Source organism: Enterobacter sp. 3U4 (genome assembly GCF_057224565.1).
The window spans coordinates 4,149,860-4,167,659 of the sequence record NZ_CP136665.1 but is presented as its reverse complement, the minus strand read 5'-3'; the positions used below and the strand labels follow the sequence as shown (position 1 = coordinate 4,167,659).

Here is a 17,800-nt window from a genome sequence, read left to right as displayed (position 1 = left end):
TGACGGCGCCGCGCTTTCCCGGGCCTACGTTAAGTAGCCCGGGTAAGCGTTAGCGCCACCCGGCACATTTCGGTAGTCTTCTCATGCATTCCGACATCATCCGAATTTTGGCAGACCTGGTAAACCGCACGTTACCGCTGGGTCAGATTCATTTCTCAGCTATGGCTGAACAGCATCCCCGAACATCTCCCTGCCTCGTCATTACCCTTGATAACCCCTGTGAGGCGATATTTTCATCCTTTGGACACTTAACGCATCCATCGCCAAACGCCCTGAGCATACATTTCGGTAAGCAGCTGCTGACAATCGAGTTACAGCATGACAATACGCTTTTGCAGCAGCTCCAGGTTGCCCGCCGCGGTCCACGAACGGGTGCTTTTCTTCTGCAGACGCTAACCGAATTACAGATGCAGCCGGATGAGCAAAACACCGCGATACTGGTGGTATTAAGCTTGCTCAGCCACTGCAGGGATCTACTTGGCAGCGATATCCACACCGCCAGCCGCAGCCGCGCGCTGTTTGAGGCCATTCGCCGCTTCATCGAAGAACATCATGCTTCGGCGTTAACCCGTGAATCTGTGGCGCAGGCGTTCTACATCTCGCCAAACTACCTTTCCCACCTCTTTCAGAAGACAGGCAACGTGGGGTTCAACGAATATCTGACGCGAACGCGACTCGAACACGCCCGCCAGCTGCTGAAAGGCTACGATCTTAAAATCAAAGATATCGCCGCAACCTGTGGGTTTACAGACAGCAATTACTTCTGCCGTCTCTTTCGCAAGCACACCGAACGTTCCCCCTCCGAATATCGTCGCCAGTATCACAGCGAGCTGATCGCTAAAAAATAGCATTGTGATCGCTCTCGCACTTCGCTAAGGACATTACATTTATCCAGTATTTGGCAAAATTGGCCTGTATCCGCCCTGCCTGCCCGCGCCTTATCCTTGATTCAACCTTTCTGACTTAAGGAAAAATAATGGAACTGTACCTGGATACCGCCAACGTGGCGGAAGTTGAACGTCTGGCCCGCATCTTTCCTATTGCGGGCGTCACCACCAACCCGAGCATCATCGCCGCCAGCCGTGAATCCATCTGGGACGTGCTGCCGCGTCTGCAAAAAGCCATCGGACCGGAAGGCACGCTGTTTGCTCAAACCATGAGCCGCGATGCCGAAGGCATGGTGGCGGAAGCCAAACGTCTGAGTAACGCCATCCCGGACATTGTGGTGAAAATCCCGGTGACGGCTCAGGGGCTCATCGCGATTAAGGCATTGAAAAAAGAGGGCATAACCACGCTGGGAACCGCCGTTTACAGCGCGGCGCAGGGCTTGCTCGCCGCACTCGCAGGGGCGAAATATGTCGCGCCGTATGTAAACCGCGTTGACGCTCAGGGCGGGGACGGCATTCGCATGGTCCAGGAACTGCAGTCCCTTCTGGAGCTGCACGCGCCGGAAAGCAGGGTGCTGGCCGCCAGCTTCAAAACGCCGCGTCAGGCGCTGGACTGCCTGTTGGCGGGATGCGAGGCAATCACGCTTCCCTTAGACGTAGCGCAACAAATGCTCGGCACGCCAGCGGTAGAGTCAGCCATAGAGAAGTTCGAGCAGGACTGGAAAAACGCGTTTGGTAACCTCAACCTCTAAGGGAGAACTGTTATGGACCGTATCATTCAATCGCCGGGAAAATATATCCAGGGCGCTGATGTGCTTACCCGTCTCGGCGACTATCTGAAACCCCTGGCCAATCGCTGGCTGGTTGTTGGCGATAAATTTGTGCTGGGTTTTGCCGAAGAGACCCTGCGTCAGAGTTTTAAAAAAGCCGAACTGCATGCCGAAATCGCGCCGTTTGGTGGCGAATGTTCACAAAATGAAATCGATAGACTGAAAAAACTGGCCGACAGCGCCGACTGTATGGCGGTGCTGGGCATTGGCGGCGGTAAAACGCTGGATACCGCCAAAGCGCTGGCCCATTTTATGGACGTTCCCGTCGCTATAGCCCCAACCATTGCCTCCACCGATGCGCCGTGCAGCGCCCTTTCCGTCATTTATACCGACAGCGGTGAGTTCGATCGCTACCTGATGCTGCCGCACAACCCGAACATGGTTATCGTCGATACCAAAGTGGTAGCGGGTGCACCGGCACGCCTGCTGGCTGCCGGGATTGGCGATGCGCTGGCGACGTGGTTTGAAGCACGCGCCTGCTCGCGCAGCGGCGCGACCACCATGGCGGGCGGCAAATGTACGCAGGCTGCACTCGCGCTGGCCGAGCTGTGCTACAACACGCTGGTTGAAGAGGGTGAAAAAGCCATGCTGGCCGCGGAACAGCATGTGGTTACCCCGGCGCTGGAACGCATTATCGAAGCCAATACCTATCTCAGCGGCGTAGGCTTTGAAAGCGGTGGTCTGGCGGCGGCACACGCTATTCATAACGGCATGACGGCGGTACCGGATGCGCATCACTTCTATCACGGTGAAAAAGTGGCGTTTGGCACGCTGACGCAGCTGGTGCTGGAAAACGCGCCGGTTGAAGAAATAGAGACCGTCGCCGCGCTTTGCCACAGCGTTGGGCTGCCGATCACGCTGGCACAGCTGAACATAAAAGAGGATATCCCGGCGAAAATGCGTCTGATCGCCGAAGCGTCCTGTGCGGAAGGAGAAACCATCCACAACATGCCCGGCGGCGTCACGCCCGATCAGGTCTATGCGGCGCTGCTGGTGGCCGACCAGTATGGACAGCGATTCCTGCAGGAGTGGGAATAAATTGCGTGAATAAAAATCCCCGCATAAGCGGGGATTTTTTTGCCCGTAGGCCGGGTAAGCGTTAGCGCCACCCGGCACAACGGTTACTGCAGGTCAAACCGGTCCAGATCCATCACCTTCGCCCATGCGGCAACGAAGTCGCGGACAAACTTCTCATGCGCATCATCGCTGGCATAAACCTCTGCCAGCGCGCGCAGCACGGCGTTAGAACCGAAGACCAGATCGGCGCGGGTGGCGGTATATTTCACTTCACCGCTGGCACGATCGCTTCCGGCAAACAGCTCATTAGATTCGTCGGTTGCCTTCCACTGAGTGTTCATATCCAGCAGATTCACGAAGAAATCATTGCTCAGCACGCCTTCGCGGTTGGTGAACACGCCGTTCTTACTGCCATCAAAGTTTGCACCCAGCACGCGCAGGCCACCAATCAGCACCGTCAGCTCCGGCGCGGTCAGCGTCAGCTGCTGGGCTTTATCAACCAGCAGTGACTCCGTGGTGGACACATCCACCTGCGCACGGTAGTTGCGGAAGCCATCGGCAATCGGTTCGAGCAGATTAAACATCTCGATATCCGTCTGATCCTGACGCGCATCCACACGCCCAGGCGTAAACGGAACGTTAACGTAAACGCCTGCCGCTTTCGCCGCCTGCTCAACGCCCACGACACCCGCCAGCACGATGATATCGGCCAGAGAGGCTTTGTTGGTGGTGCGCTGGATAGCTTCCAGAGCCGGTAACGCGCGAACCGCAGCGGCGTTCACATCCCAGTCACGCTGAGGCGCCAGCGCCAGACGCGCGCCGTTGGCGCCGCCGCGCTTATCGCCACCGCGGAAGGTTGAAGCCGACGCCCAGGCAACGGAAACCAGTTCGCTCACGGTGAGGCCAGATGCAGCAATCTCCGCCTTCAGGCTTTCAATGTCTTCTTTCGACGGATTAAACACCGCCTGCGGCAGCGGGTCCTGCCAGATCAGATCTTCTTTCGGCACTTCAGGGCCGATGTACCGCGCTTTTGGCCCCATATCGCGGTGGGTGAGCTTGTACCACGCGCGCGCGAAGGCCTCGTTGAAGGCCTGCGGATCGTTCAGGAAGCGGCGGGAAATTTTCTCGAATTCCGGGTCAAAACGCAGCGTCAGGTCGGTGACCAGCATGGTAGGTTTGCGTTTTTTCGACGGGTCGAACGGATCGGGCATGATTTCCGGCGCATCCACGGCTTCAAACTGAATCGCACCCGCAGGGCTGCGGGTCTGCACCCATTCGTATTTGAACAGGTTCTCGAAGAAGTAGTTGCTCCACTGGGTCGGGGTTTGCGACCAGATGACTTCCAGACCGGAGGTAATGGCATCAGCGCCCACGCCCGTGCCGAGCGTGCTCGCCCAGCCCAGGCCCTGCGCTTCAATCGGAGAGGCTTCCGGGTCGGTGCCGACGTGCGTGGCTTCACCTGCGCCGTGGGTTTTGCCGAGCGTGTGGCCGCCCGCGATCAGCGCAACGGTCTCTTCGTCGTTCATGCCCATGTTGCCGAAGGTCGCGCGAATTGCCGCCGCAGCAGAAAGAGGTTCACCGCTGGCGTTTGGCCCTTCCGGGTTGACGTAGATCAGGCCCATTTCGGTGGCGGCCAGCGGACGCTTCGCCAGCGCCTCCGGGTCACGGTGGGTCAGCCAGGCTTTTTCATCACCCCAGTTCACGTCCAGATCTGGTTCCCAGACGTCTTCACGCCCGGCGCCAAAACCAAAGGTACGGAAGCCGGAGTTCTCCAGCGCCACGTTACCCGCAAGGATAAACAGATCGGCCCAGGAAATTTTTTGTCCGTATTTTTGCTTGATGGGCCACAGCAGTCGGCGCGCCTTATCCAGGCTCACGTTATCCGGCCAGGAGTTCAGCGGCGCAAAGCGCTGTTGACCGCGTCCAGCCCCACCGCGTCCGTCAACGGAGCGATAGGTACCCGCGCCGTGCCAGGCCATTCGGATAAACAGGCCCGCATAGCTGCCCCAGTCGGCAGGCCACCACGGTTGGGAGTCGGTTAAAAGTGCTTTGAGATCGCCTTTCAGCGCGGAGTAATCAAGCTTGCTAAATTCTTTGCGGTAGTCAAAGTCTTCACCCAGTGGGTTCGAACGATTGGAATGTTGGTTAAGAAGATCGATGCGGAGTTGTTTTGGCCACCAGTCGCGGCTGCCTGTACCTGCGCCCGCGCTGTGATCGACGCCGCCCTGATGGAACGGGCATTTGCCGACTGATGCCGCTTTATTGGTCTCGTCTGACGTGCTCATCGCTATGCTCCCTTTTACAGTGTTACCGTTACGATATACGCCCTTGTTGATAAGGTATAGTTGAGATAACCCACAGATTCGATAGTTAAATCCGTTTAATTTCCCATGGAAAATACATGAGTTTTATACGTCAAAGGCAGCATTGCTGATATGGCAGGAAAATAAAACCCTTATAAATCAAAAAACCCTCCGAAGAGGGCTCTTTTTTGTTACACGCCTGGTCTAACGCCGAGCGTATGGCATATGGCGTAACTCATCTCAGCACGGTTCAGCGTGTAGAAGTGGAAATCCTTCACCCCTTCACGACTTAAGATCTTCACCATGTCCATCGCGATATTTGCGCCCACCAGCTTGCGTGTTTCCGGGTCATCGTCCAGCCCCTCGTACATTTTAGACATCCACAGAGGAATACGCACATTGGTCATATCGGCAAATTTCTTCGCCTGTTTGAAGTTAGAGACCGGCAGAATACCCGGGATAATTTCAACGTCGATGCCCGCGGAGACGCAGCGGTCACGAAAGCGCAGATAGCTTTCCACATCAAAGAAGAACTGGGTAATGGCGCGGTTCGCGCCGGCGTCCACTTTACGCTTGAGGTTAAGCAGATCCGCCTGGGCGCTTTTCGCTTCCGGATGCACCTCTGGATAAGCAGCAACGGAGATATCAAAATCCGCCACGTCTTTCAGCAGCGCGACCAGATCGGCGGCATACATGTCCGGCTTACCGCTGCCCGGCGGCAGGTCACCGCGCAGTGCGACGATATGACGGATGCCGTTATTCCAGTAATCCTGGGCGATAGCCCGCAACTCGTCGCGGGTCGCGTCGATACAGGTAAGATGCGGCGCAGCTTCCAGACCGGTACGATCTTTAATGCCTTTAATGATGCTGTGCGTACGGTCACGCTCGCCCGAGTTAGCACCGTAAGTCACGGAGACGAACTTCGGTTTCAGGCTGCTGAGACGATCGATAGAGCTCCACAGGGTTTGCTCCATTTCACTGGTGCGCGGCGGGAAAAATTCAAAAGAGACGTTAATCTGGCCGTTTACTTCGGCCAGGCTCTGATTCAGTGCTTCCCGCTGGTTGGCGTGAAAAAAGCTCATACCTTACCTCTATCAATCGCATGTCGTTATCTATTGTGTTGTGAACTTCTATACGTTTAGACGTCCAGATGTAAAAATGACGGAAAAGCGGAGGGACGTCAACATAAATAATCAACAATAACGGTGAGGTTTGCTCAGGAAAGATGAAGAAAGTTCATGATGGGGAGTGAGACATCCCCTCCCCAGGACCGAACACCCCTTTGGGTAAAGGGGTGTTCGGTGCGGGTTTAATGCCAGCAGAAGTGATGCACAACCTGGGTAATCAATTCGCGGGTTGGCTTGATGAATCGGGTTTCCAGATATTCATCCGGCTGGTGCGCCTGGTTGATGGAGCCAGGGCCAAGGACCAGCGTCGGACACAGGGTCTGAATAAACGGCGCTTCGGTGCAGTAGTTCACCACGTCGGTTTTCTCACCCAGCAGCTTTTCCACCACTTCAACCAGCTGATGGTCCGGCGGGCATTCGTAACCCGGGATGGGCGGATGCAGTTCGGAGACCGTCAGGCGGCCCGGCCAGCGCTCGCTCACCGGGGCCAGAGCTTCATTCAGCAGGCCGTCGAGATCGCTGAGGGTCATGCCCGGCAGCGGGCGGATGTCCATATGCAGTTCGCAGCAGGCGCAGATGCGGTTCGAGGCATCACCGCCGTGCAGGCTGCCGAGGTTTAGCGTTGGATACGGCACGGTGAACGCGTCGTAGTGATAGCGCTCTTTCAGATCGTCGCGCAAGGTCATGATGCGGCCGATGGCGTCATGCATCAGCTCAATGGCGTTCACCCCGCGCGCGGGATCGCTGGAGTGGCCGGACTGCCCCAGCACGCGCACGGCGGTAGAGATATGGCCTTTGTGCGCGCGAATCGGCTGTAGAGACGTCGGCTCGCCGATGATCGCGCAATCCGGGCGAATCGACGTATTTTCAGAGAAGTAGCGCGCGCCCGCCATGCTGGTCTCTTCATCGGCGGTCGCCAGAATATAGAGCGGTTTTTTCAGTTTCGTCACGTCCACGTCACGCAGCGCGTCGAGGATAAAGGCGAAGAAGCCTTTCATGTCGGCGGTGCCCAGACCGTAGAGCTTGTTGTCGTGCTCGGTCAGGGTGAACGGATCGCGCGTCCAGCGGCCATCGTCAAACGGCACGGTGTCAGTATGACCGGCCAGCAGCAGGCCGCCCGCACCGCTTCCGGTGCTGGCGAGCAGGTTAAATTTGTGGCGGGTTCCGGGAACAGGCTGAACCTCAACGTTGAACCCAAGATCGCTGAACCAGCCCGCCAGCATATTGATTAAAGACTCATTGCTCTGATCCAGCGCTTCTTCCGTTGCGCTGATGGACGGTGTGGCAATCAGGGCGCGGTAGATCTCGATAAATGGCGGTAAGTTCATTTTCATTGTTGACACACCTTAGGTCGTGATAGTATCAATATTCATGCAATAAATGTGAATAAAAATACACTAACGTTGAGCATAAAGGAACCCGATGTTGAATACGCTGATTGTAGGCGCTAGCGGTTATGCGGGCGCAGAGCTTGTAAGCTACGTGAATCGCCATCCACATATGACCATAACCGCTTTGACCGTGTCAGCGCAAAGCAATGATGCAGGAAAGTTAATTTCCGATTTGCATCCGCAGCTTAAGGGCATGGTTGATCTGCCGCTGCAGCCCATGTCTGACATCAGCGAGTTTACCGACGGCGTCGACGTGGTGTTTTTAGCCACCGCGCACGAGGTTAGCCACGACCTGGCGCCGCAGTTCCTGGCGGCTGGCTGCGTGGTCTTCGACCTTTCCGGCGCGTTCCGCGTGAACGACGGTGCGTTTTACGAAAAATATTACGGTTTCACCCATCAGCATCCGGATCTGCTGGAAAAAGCAGTGTACGGCCTGGCGGAGTGGAGCGCAGACAAACTAAAAGAAGCGGACCTGATTGCCGTTCCGGGCTGCTACCCGACGGCGGCGCAGCTTTCCCTGAAGCCGCTGATCGACGCAGGCCTGCTGGATCTGAGCCAGTGGCCGGTGATCAACGCCACCAGCGGCGTGAGCGGTGCAGGTCGCAAGGCCGCTATCTCCAACAGCTTCTGCGAAGTGAGCCTTCAGCCGTATGGCGTGTTTAATCACCGTCATCACCCTGAAATCACAACGCATCTGGGCGCCGAGGTGATTTTCACCCCGCACCTGGGCAGCTTCCCGCGTGGGATCCTCGAAACCATTACCTGCCGCCTGAAACCGGGCGTGACCAAAGAGCAGGTGAAAGAGGTCTTCACCCAGGCGTATGCGGATAAACCGCTGGTGCGCCTGTACGACAAAAGCGTGCCGGCGCTGAAAAACGTGGTTGGTCTGCCGTTCTGCGACATCGGTTTTGCCGTTCAGGGTGAGCATCTCATCGTGGTGGCCGCAGAAGATAACTTACTGAAAGGCGCTGCCGCACAGGCAATGCAGTGTGCAAATATTCGTTTCGGCTTCCCTGAAACGCAGGCTCTTATTTAAGGTGTGATGATGAACCCATTAATTATCAAACTCGGTGGTGTACTGCTGGACAGCGAAGAAGCGCTGGAGCGTCTGTTTACCGCTCTGGTGAACTATCGCGAATCACATCAACGTCCGCTGGTGATTGTGCACGGCGGTGGCTGCGTGGTGGATGAGCTGATGAAAGGGCTCAACCTGCCGGTGAAAAAGAAGAATGGCCTGCGCGTGACGCCTGCTGACCAGATTGACATCATTACCGGCGCGCTTGCGGGTACGGCGAACAAAACGCTGCTGGCGTGGGCGAAAAAACACCACATTGCGTCCGTTGGCCTCTATCTGGGCGATGGCGACAGCGTAAAAGTGACCCAGCTCGACGAAGAGCTCGGCCACGTTGGACTGGCGCAGCCAGGTTCGCCTAAGCTGATTAACACGCTGCTGGAAGGAGGTTTCCTGCCGGTGGTGAGCTCTATCGGGGTGACCGAAGAGGGCGAGCTGATGAACGTTAACGCTGACCAGGCGGCAACCGCGCTGGCGGCAACGCTGGGCGCGGACCTGATCCTGCTCTCCGACGTGAGCGGCATTCTGGACGGCAAAGGCCAACGCATTGCGGAAATGACGGCTGAGAAAGCCGAGCAGCTGATTGCGCAGGGCATCATCACCGACGGCATGATCGTCAAAGTGAACGCCGCGCTGGATGCCGCACGCACGCTGGGCCGCCCGGTGGATATCGCCTCCTGGCGTCACGCGGAGCAACTGCCGGCGCTGTTTAACGGCACGCCGATTGGCACGCGTATTCTGGCTTAAGATTTACTGCCCGGCGGCGCTCTGCTTGCCGGGCCTACAAGACTGCAGGCCGGGTAAGCGAAGCGCCACCCGGCGGAACTAACGAATAAAGGAACGATGTTATGGCACTTTGGGGTGGGCGTTTTACACAGGCAGCGGATCAGCGGTTCAAACAGTTCAACGACTCTTTGCGCTTCGACTACCGCCTGGCCGAACAGGATATTGTCGGCTCTGTGGCCTGGTCCAAAGCGCTGGTGACGGTGGGCGTACTGACCCCAGAGGAACAGCTGCAGCTGGAAGAGGCGCTGAACAATCTGCTGGAAGAAGTGCGTCTGGATCCGCAGCAAATTCTACAGAGCGATGCCGAAGATATTCACAGCTGGGTGGAAGGCAAACTTATCGACAAAGTCGGCCAGTTGGGTAAAAAGCTGCATACCGGGCGCAGCCGTAACGACCAGGTCGCCACCGACTTGAAGCTGTGGTGTAAAGATACCGTCGGCGAACTGCTGGCGGCCAACCGTCAGTTGCAGACCGCGCTGGTGGAGGCCGCGCAGAACAACCAGGACGCGGTGATGCCGGGTTATACCCACCTGCAGCGCGCCCAGCCGGTGACCTTCGCGCACTGGTGTCTGGCCTACGTAGAGATGCTGGCGCGTGACGAAAGCCGTCTGCAGGATACCCTGAAGCGTCTGGACGTCAGCCCGCTGGGCAGCGGCGCGCTGGCGGGTACCGCTTACGAAATCGACCGTGAACAGCTGGCAGGCTGGCTGGGCTTTGCCTCCGCCACCCGTAACAGCCTGGACAGCGTGTCCGACCGCGACCACGTGCTGGAGCTGCTCTCCAATGCCTCTATCGGGATGGTGCACCTGTCGCGGTTTGCGGAAGACCTGATCTTCTTTAACTCTGGCGAAGCGGGCTTCGTCGAGCTGTCCGACCGCGTGACCTCAGGCTCATCCCTGATGCCGCAGAAGAAAAACCCGGACGCGCTGGAGCTGATCCGCGGCAAATGTGGCCGCGTGCAGGGCGCGCTGACCGGCATGATGATGACCCTGAAAGGGCTGCCGCTGGCGTATAACAAAGACATGCAGGAAGACAAAGAAGGACTGTTCGACGCGCTCGACACCTGGCTGGACTGTCTGCATATGGGCGCGCTGGTGCTGGACGGCATTCAGGTAAAACGTCCGCGCTGCCAGGAAGCGGCGCAGCAGGGCTATGCGAACTCTACCGAACTGGCGGATTATCTGGTGGCGAAAGGCGTACCTTTCCGCGAAGCGCACCACATTGTGGGTGAAGCGGTGGTGGAAGCTATTCGTCAGGGTAAACCGCTGGAAGACCTGGCGCTGGCCGACCTGCAGAAGTTTAGCGCGGTTATCGGGGATGATGTGTATCCGATTCTTGCGCTACAGTCCTGCCTGGATAAACGTGCCGCGAAAGGCGGCGTGTCGCCGAAGCAGGTGGCGCAGGCGATTGCGGATGCGAAAAACCGGCTGGTTTAATCTGTCCTGACTGGTGCCCTCTCCCACTGTGCAGGGAGAGGGTTAGTGTGAGAGGTTACAGCAGCTTAGCCAGACGGTTGATGTCGGACTGAATTGCTCCAGCGGTGACATCGCGGCCCGCACCCGGACCGCGGATCACCAGCGGGTTATCGCGATACCAGCGGCTTTCGATGGCGAAGACGTTATCACACGGCAGCAGTGCCGCCAGCGGATGTTCAGGACGCACCGCCTCGACGCCGACTCGCGCTTTTCCGTTAGCCTCGAAACGCGCCACATAGCGCAGTACCAGCCCCATCTCGTTCGCCGCCTCCAGACGCTGTACCATCTGCTCGTTCAGCTCTTCACCATTTTCAAAGAAATGGTCCACAGAACCTTCTTCACAGCCGGCAGGCACCAGCGATTCGACGCGTACGGAATCCGGTTCAATGTCGTAACCGGCTTCACGCGCCAGGATCACCAGCTTGCGCATCACGTCTTTACCGGAGAGGTCAACGCGCGGGTCGGGCTCGGTTAAGCCCTGCTGCCACGCCTGATCCACCAGATCGGTGAACGGTACGGTGCCGTCAAACTGCAGGAACAGCCAGGAGAGCGTACCGGAGAAGATACCGCTCAGCGCCAGAATGCTGTCGCCGCTTTCAATCAGGTCGCGCACGGTGTGGTTTACCGGCAGGCCTGCCCCCACGGTGGCGTTATAGAGCCAATGGCGCCCCGTTTTTTCGAACGCGTCGTGGATTTGACGATATTTGTCGGTGCTGCTTGCTCCCGCCAGCTTGTTGGCGCTAATGACGTGGAAGCCGTGGCTGGCGAAATCAAGGTACTGATCGGCAAGCTGTTCGCTGGCGGTAACGTCCAGCACCACCAGATCGTCATACGGGTGCGCACGCATCCACAGGAACAGCGACTCTTCATCCTGCTCGACGGCTTCATCATTAAAGAAGGCAAGCGCGCGGCTGGCGTCCAGCCCTTCGTAGTTCAGCAGGCTGCGGCGGCTGTCCACCACGCCTGCGAGAATGAATTCAAACCCGGTACGCGCCGAGAGCGTCACCTGTTCGCGGGCAAACAGCTCCAGCCAGCGGGAACCGATGTTGCCTTTCCCGAACAGCACCAGGCCGATGCGTTTTTCCGCGCGGAACAGGGAGGTATGCAGACCCTGAATCAGGCTCTCGGTTGGCCCTTTGCGCAGGACGGCGACCAGGCTGATACCCTCTTCCGACTGCCAGGTGAACTCCACCGGCTGGCCTTTCAGCTGCTGCCAGAAGCGATGGCAGTGCAGCGGGTTTCGGGTGACGCCCGCGCCCACCATCGCCACCAGCGCCAGCCCCTGACGCAGGCGAAGCTCGCCCGGCAGGCCTGCTTCATCCAGAATTTTCAGCGCGCTGTCCGCCACTTCAGCGGTATAGCAGAACTGCAGCAGCTGACGATCGTTATGCACGCCAACGGCCAGCGGACGCACCTGGGCGCGTTTCAGGATCGTGTCGATATCTTTATGCGCCAGCTTGAAGTCCTGTCCCGCAGGCACCTGGAACTCAATCAGGCAGATGTCGTCGTGGCTGGTGACAATACGCGCCCCGGTACCGGACGCCAGCACGCGCTCAATGCGAGTGGAGCCTTGATCCGGGGTATAGCTGCAGCGCAGCTGGAGATCGATATCGCTGCCGGAAACCGGCTGCAGCGTGCGCGCATGAAGTACCGGCGCGGCCAGACGCGCCAGCTCGCTGGCTTCGTCGAGACGCAGCAGCGGCAGCAGACAGGCATCCTTCACTTTACGCGGGTCCGCGCTGTAAACACCGGCCACGTCGCTCCAGATGGTGACGCGGGATACGCCCGCCAGGGCACCGATTTGCGTTGCCGAGTAGTCCGAACCGTTACGGCCCAGCAGCACGGTTTCACCCGCGTTGCTGCGGCTGATAAAGCCGGTCACCACAATGCGCTTGCCCGGATGCTGCACCAGCAGCTGTTGCAGCAGCGGGTAGGACAGGCCTTCATCCACCTGCGGCTGCGCGGCGCGTTCGGCGCGCAGGAAATCACGCGCATCGAGCCAGGCCGCTTCCACGCCCAGGTGTTGCAGAACCGCAGCCATCAGGCGCGCGGACCACACTTCACCGTGGCCAACCACTTCGGCATACACCGCGTCGGTAATCCCGCTATCCAGCAGGGCGGCCAGACGCTCAAGGTCATGCGTGAAGGCGCTAATCAGCCCGTCCGCTACGTCCGCAGGCAGCAGGCCGGCAATCAGCTCGCTCTGGTAACGGCGTAAGGACTGTTGCACCTGATGCGCAGAGAGGCGATCGGTCTGGCTCAGTTTCAGCCAGCTAATCAACTGGTTGGTGGTGCTGCCCGCCGCCGAGACAACCATCATGTCACCCGGCTGTGAATATTCCGTCATGATCCCTGCGACACGCAGGTAACATTTCACATCAGCAAGACTACTACCACCAAACTTGTGCAGCTGACGACCCTTCGCCCCTGCCTGCGCTATCACACTCATGATTACCCCTTGGCTGCGATCCGGAAGGCATTTTCCAGATCGGCAATTAAATCTTCAGAATCTTCAATGCCGGTTGAGATACGCAGCAGCGTCTCAGAAATTCCGGCGGCGGCACGTGCTTCCGGTGCCATACCTGCGTGCGTCATGGTCGCGGCGTGGGAGATCAAGCTTTCAACCCCACCTAAGGATTCCGCCAGCGTAAACAATGACAGCCCGCCCAGGAAGCGACGCAGCGTTTGCTCGTCACCGTCCAGTTCAAAACTTAACATCGCGCCAAAGCCTTTCTGCTGACGCGCGGCAATCTCGTGCCCCTGATTTTCCGGCAGCGACGGGTGATAAAGCTTTTTCACCAGCGGCTGGGTTTGCAGGAAATCGACAATCGCCTGGGCATTGCGCTGGGCCACGTCCATGCGCGGCGATAGCGTGCGGATGCCGCGCAACAGCAGATAGCTGTCGAAGGCCCCCGCGGTGACGCCAATATTATTGGCCCACCATGCCAGTTCGGTGACAACGTCAGGATCTTTGGCAATCACCACGCCCGCCACCACATCAGAATGGCCGTTCAGATATTTAGTGCATGAATGCAATACCAGATCGGCACCCAGTGCGAGTGGGTTCTGAAGGGCCGGACTGAGGAACGTATTATCCACTACACTTATCGCTCCCGCATCCCTTGCGAGCTGACAAATTTTCGCAATATCGACAACGCGCAGCAATGGATTGCTTGGACTTTCCACCAGAACCAGCTTCGGTTTCTCTGCCAGGGCCTGTTTCAACGCCTGTTCGTCGTTTTGATCGACAAACAGTACGCGATAGCAGCCGCGTTTTGCCAGGCTATCAAACAGGCGGTAGCTGCCGCCGTAGCAATCGTGCGGCGCAACCAGCAGGTCACCAGGCTTCAGGAACACGGTGGTCACCAGGTGAATGGCGGACATCCCCGTGTTGGTTAATACGGCGCCTGCGCCACCTTCCAGCTCGGCCAGCGCTCGCTGGGTCACGTCACGCGTAGGGTTGCCACGGCGCGAGTAATCATGCGCGCGGGGTTCATTAAATCCGGTGAAATTGTAGGTACTGGAAAGATGAATGGGCGGGACAACGCAGCCGTACTGCTCGTCATCATTTAATCCGCTACGCACTGCGATAGTGGCCTGTTTACGCGTCATGGTGAGGGCTTCCTGGCGAATGAGGTGAAAAGTCAGGCACCAGAGTAAACATTGAAAGTATGGACGTCAATACATCTGGACATCTAAACTTCTTTGCGTATAGATTGAGCAATGCGCAAATAGCCGTTAAAATTATATGCTTTAGTGCACGCTGCAGCGGCAATATCCGTGCCACGGTATCGTCTCTACGGTAAACTAGACAAGATTGCGGTTCAAAACGGGTGGTTACAGGTTTTGCACCTTTAAATAAATGACTGAGAGGATTAAAGGTATCTCATGGCTGAATGGAGCGGCGAATATATCAGCCCATACGCTGAGCACGGTAAGAAGAGTGAGCAAGTAAAGAAAATTACGGTTTCCATTCCTCTGAAGGTGTTGAAGATCCTCACCGATGAACGCACGCGTCGTCAGGTGAACAACCTGCGCCACGCGACCAACAGCGAGCTGCTGTGCGAAGCGTTTCTGCATGCGTTTACCGGTCAACCGTTGCCGAACGATGAAGATCTGCGCAAAGAGCGCAGTGATGAAATCCCGGAAGAGGCGAAGGTGATCATGCGTGAACTGGGTATTGACCCGGAGACGTGGGAATACTGAGAAGCGGATACAAAAAAGGCACCTTGCGGTGCCTTTTTTTCGGGAAACTTATTTAGCGCCCGGGATGCTGAAACGCTTGTTGAAGCGGTCAACACGGCCACCGGTTGCAACATCACGCTGCTTACCAGTGTAGAACGGGTGGCATTTGCCGCACACGTCCAGGTTCAGATCGTGACCCACGGTAGAGCGGATCTGGATAGAGTTACCGCAAGAACAGTTTGCAGTAATCATTTCGTATTTCGGGTGAATATCTTTTTTCATGGGAGAACCTCAGTTAAGGCCGCGTCGCTCTTCCAGCCCTAACGCCAGACACCACGCGATGTTGATTGTAAGTTCTTTGGCGTAAAGTACACCAAAGGCGGCGAATCATACAGAATTTGACCAACGTATGCAAACTGATCCGCACGCCGCTTTTACTAATGTGTATACTAACGCGCCACTTTTCAAGTCAGGAAGATTCGATGCCCGTCGCTCACGTTGCCCTGCCCGTTCCGCTTCCCCGAACCTTTGACTACCTGCTGCCCGACAGCATGAGCGCCAAAGCGGGCTGCCGCGTGACCGTGCCGTTTGGTAAACAGCAGCGCGTGGGGATTGTTGTCTCCGTCAGCGATAAAAGCGAGCTGCCGCTTAATGAACTGAAATCAGTCGTTGAGGTACTGGACAGCGAGCCAGTGTACTCCACCAGCACCTGGCGACTGCTGCTGTGGGCAGCAGATTACTATCATCACCCGATTGGCGACGTCCTGTTCCACGCTCTGCCAATTATGCTGCGCCAGGGCAAGAGCGCCAGCCACGCGCCGATGTGGTACTGGTTTGCTACGGAGGAAGGCCAGGCCGTCGACATCAACAGCCTGAAGCGCTCGCAGAAACAGCAGCAGGCGCTGGCGGCGCTGCGCCAGGGGAAAATCTGGCGGCATCAGGTCGACGAGCTTGAGGTCAGCGAAACGGCGCTACAGGCCTTAAGAAAGAAAGGGCTGAGCGAACTGGCCAGCGAAGCACCCGCTCTTTACGACTGGCGGGAGAGTTTCTCCGTTTCCGGGGATCGCCTGCGTTTGAATACCGAGCAGGCCACCGCCGTGGGCGCGATTCATAGCGCCTCCGATCATTTCTCTGCCTGGCTGCTGGCAGGGGTGACGGGTTCCGGCAAAACTGAGGTCTACCTGAGCGTGCTGGAAAACGTGCTCGCGCAGGGCAAACAGGCGCTGGTGATGGTGCCGGAAATTGGCCTGACGCCGCAAACCATCGCCCGATTTCGCGAGCGCTTTAACGCGCCGGTTGAGGTGCTGCACTCCGGCCTGAACGACAGCGAACGCCTCAGCGCCTGGCTGAAAGCGAAAAACGGCGAAGCGGCGATTGTGATCGGCACCCGCTCGTCGCTGTTTACGCCATTTAAAAATCTTGGCGTTATCGTGATCGACGAAGAGCACGACAGCTCCTATAAACAGCAGGAAGGCTGGCGCTATCACGCCCGCGATCTGGCTGTTTATCGCGCCCACAGTGAGCAAATCCCAATTATTCTCGGCTCCGCCACGCCTGCGCTCGAAACCCTGCACAACGTGTGCCAGCGTAAATACCATATGCTGCGCCTGACGCGTCGGGCGGGGAATGCCCGTCCGGCCATTCAGCACGTGCTGGATCTGAAAGGTCAGCAGGTCCAGGCGGGGCTGGCGCCCGCGCTTATCACCCGCATGCGCCAGCATCTGCAGGCGGGGAATCAGGTCATTCTCTTCCTAAACCGTCGTGGATTTGCCCCCGCCCTGCTGTGCCACGACTGCGGCTGGATTGCCGAGTGCCCGCGCTGCGATCACTACTATACCTTCCACCAGGCCCAGCGGCATTTACGCTGCCACCACTGCGACAGCCAGCGTCCGGTGCCGCGCCAGTGCCCGTCATGTGGTTCAACGCATATCGTGCCGGTGGGTCTGGGAACGGAACAGCTGGAACAGGCGCTTGGGCCCTTCTTCCCGGACGTGCCTATTTCGCGTATTGACCGGGACACCACCAGCCGCAAAGGCGCGCTTGAGCAGCAGCTTGCGGAAGTGCATCGCGGTGGCGCGCGCATTCTGATTGGCACCCAGATGCTGGCCAAAGGCCACCACTTCCCGGACGTGACGCTGGTCGCCCTGCTGGACGTAGACGGCGCGCTGTTCTCGGCAGATTTTCGCTCAGCCGAACGCTTCGCTCAGCTTTATACCCAGGTGGCAGGACGCGCCGGGCGCGCGGGTAAACAGGGCGAAGTGGTGCTGCAAACGCACCACCCGGAGCACCCGCTGCTGCAAACCCTGCTGCATAAAGGCTATGACGCCTTTGCCGAGCAGGCGCTGGCCGAACGACAGACGATGCAGCTGCCGCCGTGGACCAGCCACGTCATCATCCGCGCGGAGGATCACAACAACCAGCAGGCGCCTCTTTTCCTGCAGCAGCTGAGAAATCTCCTGCAGGCCAGCCCGCTGGTGGATAATCAGCTGTGGATTCTGGGCCCGGTGCCGGCTCTCGCGCCAAAGCGCGGCGGACGTTTCCGCTGGCAGATTTTGCTCCAGCACCCCTCACGTGTTCGCCTGCAGCATATCGTCAGCGGCACGCTGGCGCTCATCAACACGCTGCCAGAAGCGCGAAAAGTGAAGTGGGTACTGGACGTCGATCCCATCGAAGGCTGAAGACGGATCGAAAAATTTAACGCTCCTCACACTTTTTATGAAAATTCTG

14 protein-coding genes are annotated in these 17,800 nt (G+C 57.9%); 8 read left to right on the top strand and 6 right to left on the bottom strand.

What is annotated here, in order from left to right; genetic code table 11:
• Nucleotides 1–83: 83 nt before the first annotated feature.
• From RVY89_RS19870 to gldA, 3 genes are all read left to right on the top strand, one after another.
• Nucleotides 84–848 (top strand): helix-turn-helix transcriptional regulator, encoded by a 765-nt coding sequence (locus RVY89_RS19870; protein WP_484826233.1) that lies wholly within the window; start codon nucleotides 84–86, stop codon nucleotides 846–848.
• A gap of 128 nt (nucleotides 849–976) precedes the next feature.
• Nucleotides 977–1,639 carry a fructose-6-phosphate aldolase gene (fsa, locus tag RVY89_RS19865; protein WP_484826232.1) on the top strand — a complete coding sequence of 221 codons (663 nt, stop codon included), beginning with the start codon at nucleotides 977–979 and terminating at the stop codon, nucleotides 1,637–1,639.
• Nucleotides 1,640–1,651: 12 nt separating this feature from the next.
• Nucleotides 1,652–2,755: a bifunctional L-1,2-propanediol dehydrogenase/glycerol dehydrogenase gene (gene gldA / locus RVY89_RS19860; RefSeq protein WP_024909184.1), complete on the top strand. Its 1,104-nt coding sequence runs from the start codon at nucleotides 1,652–1,654 to the stop codon at nucleotides 2,753–2,755.
• Nucleotides 2,756–2,838: 83 nt separating this feature from the next.
• Here gldA and katG read toward each other — a convergent pair whose 3' ends face one another.
• The 3 genes from katG to argE form a co-directional block, all read right to left on the bottom strand.
• Entirely contained in the window at nucleotides 2,839–5,019 is a 2,181-nt protein-coding gene (katG, locus tag RVY89_RS19855; RefSeq protein ID WP_484826231.1) for a catalase/peroxidase HPI, read from the bottom strand.
• Between the two features lie 209 nt (nucleotides 5,020–5,228).
• Entirely contained in the window at nucleotides 5,229–6,119 is an 891-nt protein-coding gene (gene metF, locus RVY89_RS19850; protein ID WP_010436968.1) for a methylenetetrahydrofolate reductase, read from the bottom strand.
• A 227-nt stretch (nucleotides 6,120–6,346) separates the two neighbouring features.
• Nucleotides 6,347–7,498: an acetylornithine deacetylase gene (argE, locus tag RVY89_RS19845; RefSeq protein ID WP_484826230.1), complete on the bottom strand. Its 1,152-nt coding sequence runs from the start codon at nucleotides 7,496–7,498 to the stop codon at nucleotides 6,347–6,349.
• A gap of 88 nt (nucleotides 7,499–7,586) precedes the next feature.
• Here argE and argC point away from each other — a divergent pair, with 88 nt between their 5' ends.
• From argC to argH, 3 genes are all read left to right on the top strand, one after another.
• A complete protein-coding gene (argC, locus tag RVY89_RS19840) occupies nucleotides 7,587–8,591 on the top strand; it encodes an N-acetyl-gamma-glutamyl-phosphate reductase (RefSeq protein WP_484826229.1) in 1,005 nt (334 codons plus the stop codon).
• A gap of 6 nt (nucleotides 8,592–8,597) precedes the next feature.
• The gene (gene argB / locus RVY89_RS19835) at nucleotides 8,598–9,374 is read left to right on the top strand and encodes an acetylglutamate kinase (RefSeq protein WP_090420882.1); all 777 of its coding nucleotides are present in this window, start codon (nucleotides 8,598–8,600) and stop codon (nucleotides 9,372–9,374) included.
• A gap of 101 nt (nucleotides 9,375–9,475) precedes the next feature.
• Nucleotides 9,476–10,849: an argininosuccinate lyase gene (gene argH, locus RVY89_RS19830; protein WP_484826228.1), complete on the top strand. Its 1,374-nt coding sequence runs from the start codon at nucleotides 9,476–9,478 to the stop codon at nucleotides 10,847–10,849.
• Nucleotides 10,850–10,904: 55 nt separating this feature from the next.
• On the opposite strand, the gene RVY89_RS19825 is transcribed toward argH, so the two are convergent.
• Together RVY89_RS19825 and metB are read right to left on the bottom strand one after the other, a co-directional pair.
• Nucleotides 10,905–13,337 carry a bifunctional aspartate kinase/homoserine dehydrogenase II gene (locus tag RVY89_RS19825; protein WP_033146932.1) on the bottom strand — a complete coding sequence of 811 codons (2,433 nt, stop codon included), beginning with the start codon at nucleotides 13,335–13,337 and terminating at the stop codon, nucleotides 10,905–10,907.
• A gap of 2 nt (nucleotides 13,338–13,339) precedes the next feature.
• Entirely contained in the window at nucleotides 13,340–14,500 is a 1,161-nt protein-coding gene (gene metB / locus RVY89_RS19820) for a cystathionine gamma-synthase (RefSeq protein ID WP_484826227.1), read from the bottom strand.
• 276 nt (nucleotides 14,501–14,776) lie between these two features.
• On the opposite strand from metB, the gene metJ reads away from it, so the two are divergent.
• A complete protein-coding gene (gene metJ, locus RVY89_RS19815) occupies nucleotides 14,777–15,094 on the top strand; it encodes a met regulon transcriptional regulator MetJ (protein WP_015966498.1) in 318 nt (105 codons plus the stop codon).
• A 48-nt stretch (nucleotides 15,095–15,142) separates the two neighbouring features.
• Here the strand turns inward: metJ and rpmE are convergent, their stop codons facing one another.
• Nucleotides 15,143–15,355 carry a 50S ribosomal protein L31 gene (gene rpmE / locus RVY89_RS19810; RefSeq protein WP_003862040.1) on the bottom strand — a complete coding sequence of 71 codons (213 nt, stop codon included), beginning with the start codon at nucleotides 15,353–15,355 and terminating at the stop codon, nucleotides 15,143–15,145.
• Between the two features lie 200 nt (nucleotides 15,356–15,555).
• On the opposite strand from rpmE, the gene priA reads away from it, so the two are divergent.
• Nucleotides 15,556–17,751: a primosomal protein N' gene (priA, locus tag RVY89_RS19805; RefSeq protein ID WP_484826226.1), complete on the top strand. Its 2,196-nt coding sequence runs from the start codon at nucleotides 15,556–15,558 to the stop codon at nucleotides 17,749–17,751.
• The last annotated feature ends 49 nt before the right edge of the window (nucleotides 17,752–17,800 follow it).

Excerpts from the sequence above, each read along its gene's own strand:
- RVY89_RS19870 (WP_484826233.1), top strand. The coding sequence starts at position 84 with ATGCATTCCGACATCATCCGAATTTTGGCAGACCTGGTAAACCGCACG.
- fsa (WP_484826232.1), top strand. The coding sequence starts at position 977 with ATGGAACTGTACCTGGATACCGCCAACGTGGCGGAAGTTGAACGTCTG.
- gldA (WP_024909184.1), top strand. The coding sequence starts at position 1,652 with ATGGACCGTATCATTCAATCGCCGGGAAAATATATCCAGGGCGCTGAT.
- katG (WP_484826231.1), bottom strand. The coding sequence starts at position 5,019 with ATGAGCACGTCAGACGAGACCAATAAAGCGGCATCAGTCGGCAAATGC.
- metF (WP_010436968.1), bottom strand. The coding sequence starts at position 6,119 with ATGAGCTTTTTTCACGCCAACCAGCGGGAAGCACTGAATCAGAGCCTG.
- argE (WP_484826230.1), bottom strand. The coding sequence starts at position 7,498 with ATGAAAATGAACTTACCGCCATTTATCGAGATCTACCGCGCCCTGATT.
- argC (WP_484826229.1), top strand. The coding sequence starts at position 7,587 with ATGTTGAATACGCTGATTGTAGGCGCTAGCGGTTATGCGGGCGCAGAG.
- argB (WP_090420882.1), top strand. The coding sequence starts at position 8,598 with ATGATGAACCCATTAATTATCAAACTCGGTGGTGTACTGCTGGACAGC.
- argH (WP_484826228.1), top strand. The coding sequence starts at position 9,476 with ATGGCACTTTGGGGTGGGCGTTTTACACAGGCAGCGGATCAGCGGTTC.
- RVY89_RS19825 (WP_033146932.1), bottom strand. The coding sequence starts at position 13,337 with ATGAGTGTGATAGCGCAGGCAGGGGCGAAGGGTCGTCAGCTGCACAAG.
- metB (WP_484826227.1), bottom strand. The coding sequence starts at position 14,500 with ATGACGCGTAAACAGGCCACTATCGCAGTGCGTAGCGGATTAAATGAT.
- metJ (WP_015966498.1), top strand. The coding sequence starts at position 14,777 with ATGGCTGAATGGAGCGGCGAATATATCAGCCCATACGCTGAGCACGGT.
- rpmE (WP_003862040.1), bottom strand. The coding sequence starts at position 15,355 with ATGAAAAAAGATATTCACCCGAAATACGAAATGATTACTGCAAACTGT.
- priA (WP_484826226.1), top strand. The coding sequence starts at position 15,556 with ATGCCCGTCGCTCACGTTGCCCTGCCCGTTCCGCTTCCCCGAACCTTT.